The following is a 3381-nucleotide window of genomic DNA, read 5'->3' as shown; positions in this document are numbered from 1 at the left end:
GCGGTGGAACGCGCCTCGACGCCGAGGTCAGCGGTCGCCGCGTGCCATTCAAAAGTCGGTCGGTGCACCGCCCTCGGACCGGCGCTTTTCGACGAAGGCGTTGAGTTCCTCGCGAATGGCCGGGTCCATATAGGGCTCTTCAAATGATGCTAGCCGTTCCTTCCACACCTTGTTGGCCTTTTCCAGCGCCGTCGGCGAGCCGGCTTCCGCCCAGGTCTCGAAATTGCGCCAGTCGGAGAGGATCGGCGAGTAGAAGGCGGTCTTGTAGCGGTCCTGCGTGTGCTGGGTGCCGAAGAAATGGCCGCCGGGACCGACCGACTGGATGGCATCGAAGCCGAGCGCTTCTTCGGACAGGTCGAGCGGGGTCAGGAACTCCGCCACCATCTGCAGCAGGTCGATGTCCAATATGGTCTTCTCATAGGAGCAGCGCAGGCCGCCCTCGAGCCAGCCGGCCGCATGCATCATCAGATTGCCGCCGCCCTGGATGGCGCCCCACAGCGAGAACACGCTCTCGTAAGCCGCCTGCGCATCGACCGTGTTGGCGGCGCAGGTGTTGGAGGTGCGGTAGGGTATGTTGTAGCGGCGGGCAAGCTGGCCGCCGACCAACTGTGCCYTCATGTATTCGGGCGTGCCGAAGGCCGGTGAACCGGACTTCATGTCGACATTGGAGGTGAAGCCGCCATAGCCGACGGGCGCGCCCTTGCGCACCATCTGGGCAAAGGCGATGCCGGACAGCGCTTCGGCGTTCTGCTGCACCAGCGCGCCGGCGATCGTCACCGGCGCCATGGCCCCTGAAAGGGTGAACGGCGTGACGACGACGACCTGGCCCTTGCTCGACATCTGGATGATGCCTTCCATCATCGGCACATCGAGCTTGAGCGGCGAATTGGTGTTGATGATGGTGAAGACCGACGGCTCCTCGAGCAACTGCTCGTGGCTGATGCCGCGCGCGATCCTGGCGATCTCGATGCCGTCGACGTTGCGCTCCTTGCCGAGCGAGTAGATGTGAAACACCTTGTCGGTCAGCGTGGCGAGGTCGCGGACGCACTCCAGGTGCCTGACCGACGGATGGATATCGGTCGGCTCGACCGGATAGCCGCCGGTGCAGTTCAGGATGTTGTGCATCTGAGCGAGCTTGAGGAAGTTGCGGTAATCCTGCTGGTTGCCGGGCCGGCGGCCGCGGTCGATGTCGGAGCAGTTGGGCGCCGATGCCATCATCGAGATGATCAGATTGTTGCCGCCGAAGCGCACATTGTGCGCCGGGTTGCGCGAGTGGATGGTGAACTCCGAAGGGCAGTTCGACACCAGCTCGAGGATCATGTCGCTGTCGAAGCGCACCCGCTCGCTGCCGTCGCGCACGTCGGCGCCATGCGCCTTCATGATGCGGCGGGCCTCGTCATGCAGAACATCGACGCCGATTTCCCTCAGCACGCGCAAGGAGGCGAGATGGATCGATTCCAGCTCGTCGTCCGAAACCAGCCTGGTCGGCGCGAGTGGGTTCTTCAGCTGGCGGAAAGCCGGCTGCTCGAACGCGGCCGAACCGCCGGCGCGCTTTCCAGCGCGGCCGCCACGACGGGCGCGGTCGGTGGCCAATGCCGGTTCTGCAGGTTGTAGGGCGGCGGTCATGGTGGTCCTCGTACGATGCGGTAGCGGGCGGCATAATGGACCGGCGACCCGCCGGTCGTTGCGGAGGCGGCGACCACTAGGGCGAGGGAAGCGACATGCCGGAACGGCAGTTGCACGGCAAGAATATCGCCCCGATCGCGGCGATGCGCTGGCCTGGGACCAGCGGCCGGATCGACGCTAAGTGAAACGCGTTACACATCCGTCTTTTACTTCTGCTATATTGGCGCGCCGAACGTCTCTGGAGGGAAAGCCATGCCTGACGTCGTCAAAGTGCGCGCCGCGACAAACAACGAAGTCGCGTTCCTTTCCTGGGATATAGACGGCATGATCCCTGGCTGCCTCGGGTTCGAGATCGTGCGCATCTATCCCGACACTGGCGAGGAACGCTGCCTCGCCTCCTGGGTGCCTTTCAAGGGCCAACGCAATCCACGATGGATTCCCCAGGATACCGGCGTCTGGCCGGTGCAGAAGACTTTCTGGCGCGATCTCACCGTGCGGCGGCGGCGCGACAGCATCGACGTCAGGCCAGAGGGTGAAATGATAGCCTACCGGGTGCGGCCGGTCGGCGACATGAAGCCGGGTCTCGACCCGGTGCCGGTGCGACCCGATCAGATCGTCGATGGCAAACCCGCCTATACCGGGCCGGCGCGCCCGCTCGGTTATCTCGGCCAGGGTGCAGTCAGCCCACCGATCTTTCTCGGGCAGATGTTCGGCAAGGCGCGGGTTGCCTTCACCAATGGAGTGCTGTCGACGCAATGGATGTCGCATGCGCTGCAAGAGGCCGGCATCAAGGTCGGGCAGCGCGACAAGATCAGGGCGGTGCTGCAGGATCCGACCAGCAAGATACGCGCCTATCTGCATGGCGATGTGCCTGACGTGCTGACCAGCCTGCTGAAACGGGCCAAGACCGAAGGCGGAACCGTCAGGCTGGCGCTCTACGAGCTTGGCGACGACGAGATTTGCGACGCGATCGTCGCCGCCAAGGATGTCGTCGAGGTCATTCTTGCCAATTCGGGCAGGGACGACCAGACCAAGGCCTGGGACGCCGGCAACGCGCCGTACAGGAAGCGCTTGCACGACGCGGGCGTCGTGGTGAGCGACCGCCTGTTCAACAACAACCATATCGGCCACAACAAGTTTGCCGTCTACCGCGATGCCCAGGGCAAGCCGCAAGCGGTGATGACCGGCAGCACCAACTGGACGTCGACGGGCATTTGCGGACAGTCCAACAACGCCKTCATCCGCGACGATCCGGCGATGGCCGAGATATTCGACGCCTATTGGCAGCGCATGAAGGCCGATGTGTTCCCGCCGCCAGCCTCGGAAAGCGCTGCCGGCCACGTCGTGCAGACGCAAGGCGTGCCGTTTCGTAGGGAAAACCACCTGCCCAATCCGCTGAACGGCGCCACGGGAACGCTGGACGGCATGACGGTCTGGTTCTCTCCCAACGATCCCGACCGCAACAAGAAGGACATCTCGGTGCGGCCGGTCGACCTCGAGGATGTCTTCGCCCGCATCAAGGCGGCGAAGCGCGCGGTGCTGTTCCTGGTGTTCAATCCGTCGCTGCTCGGCGAAAACTCGATCGTCGACCAGGCGGTCGCGGCAGCCAAGGCCGATCCGAATCTGATCGTGCAAGGCGCGATCAGCGACGAAACCGCGATGCCCAATTATGTCGCGCCGACCAAGGATCCGGTCACCCACAAGTCCAACAAGGACGGCAAGTCGCCCTTCGTCTTTCCGGAGAAGGTCTGGGAG

Annotated in this window: 2 protein-coding genes; one reads left to right on the top strand and one right to left on the bottom strand. The window is 64.0% G+C overall.

Features of this window, described 5'->3' with window-relative positions:
• Nucleotides 1-48: 48 nt before the first annotated feature.
• The gene (locus tag ACXJ7R_RS28010; protein ID WP_457154659.1) at nucleotides 49-1626 is read right to left on the bottom strand and encodes a trimethylamine methyltransferase family protein; all 1578 of its coding nucleotides are present in this window, start codon (nucleotides 1624-1626) and stop codon (nucleotides 49-51) included.
• Nucleotides 1627-1878: 252 nt separating this feature from the next.
• On the opposite strand from ACXJ7R_RS28010, the gene ACXJ7R_RS28005 reads away from it, so the two are divergent.
• The coding region (locus ACXJ7R_RS28005) for a phospholipase D-like domain-containing protein (protein WP_457154658.1) at nucleotides 1879-3381 on the top strand (1503 nt) is incomplete at its 3' end.

Source organism: Mesorhizobium sp. P5_C1 (assembly GCF_054049815.1).
This window is presented reverse-complemented; position numbering and strand designations above follow the sequence as displayed.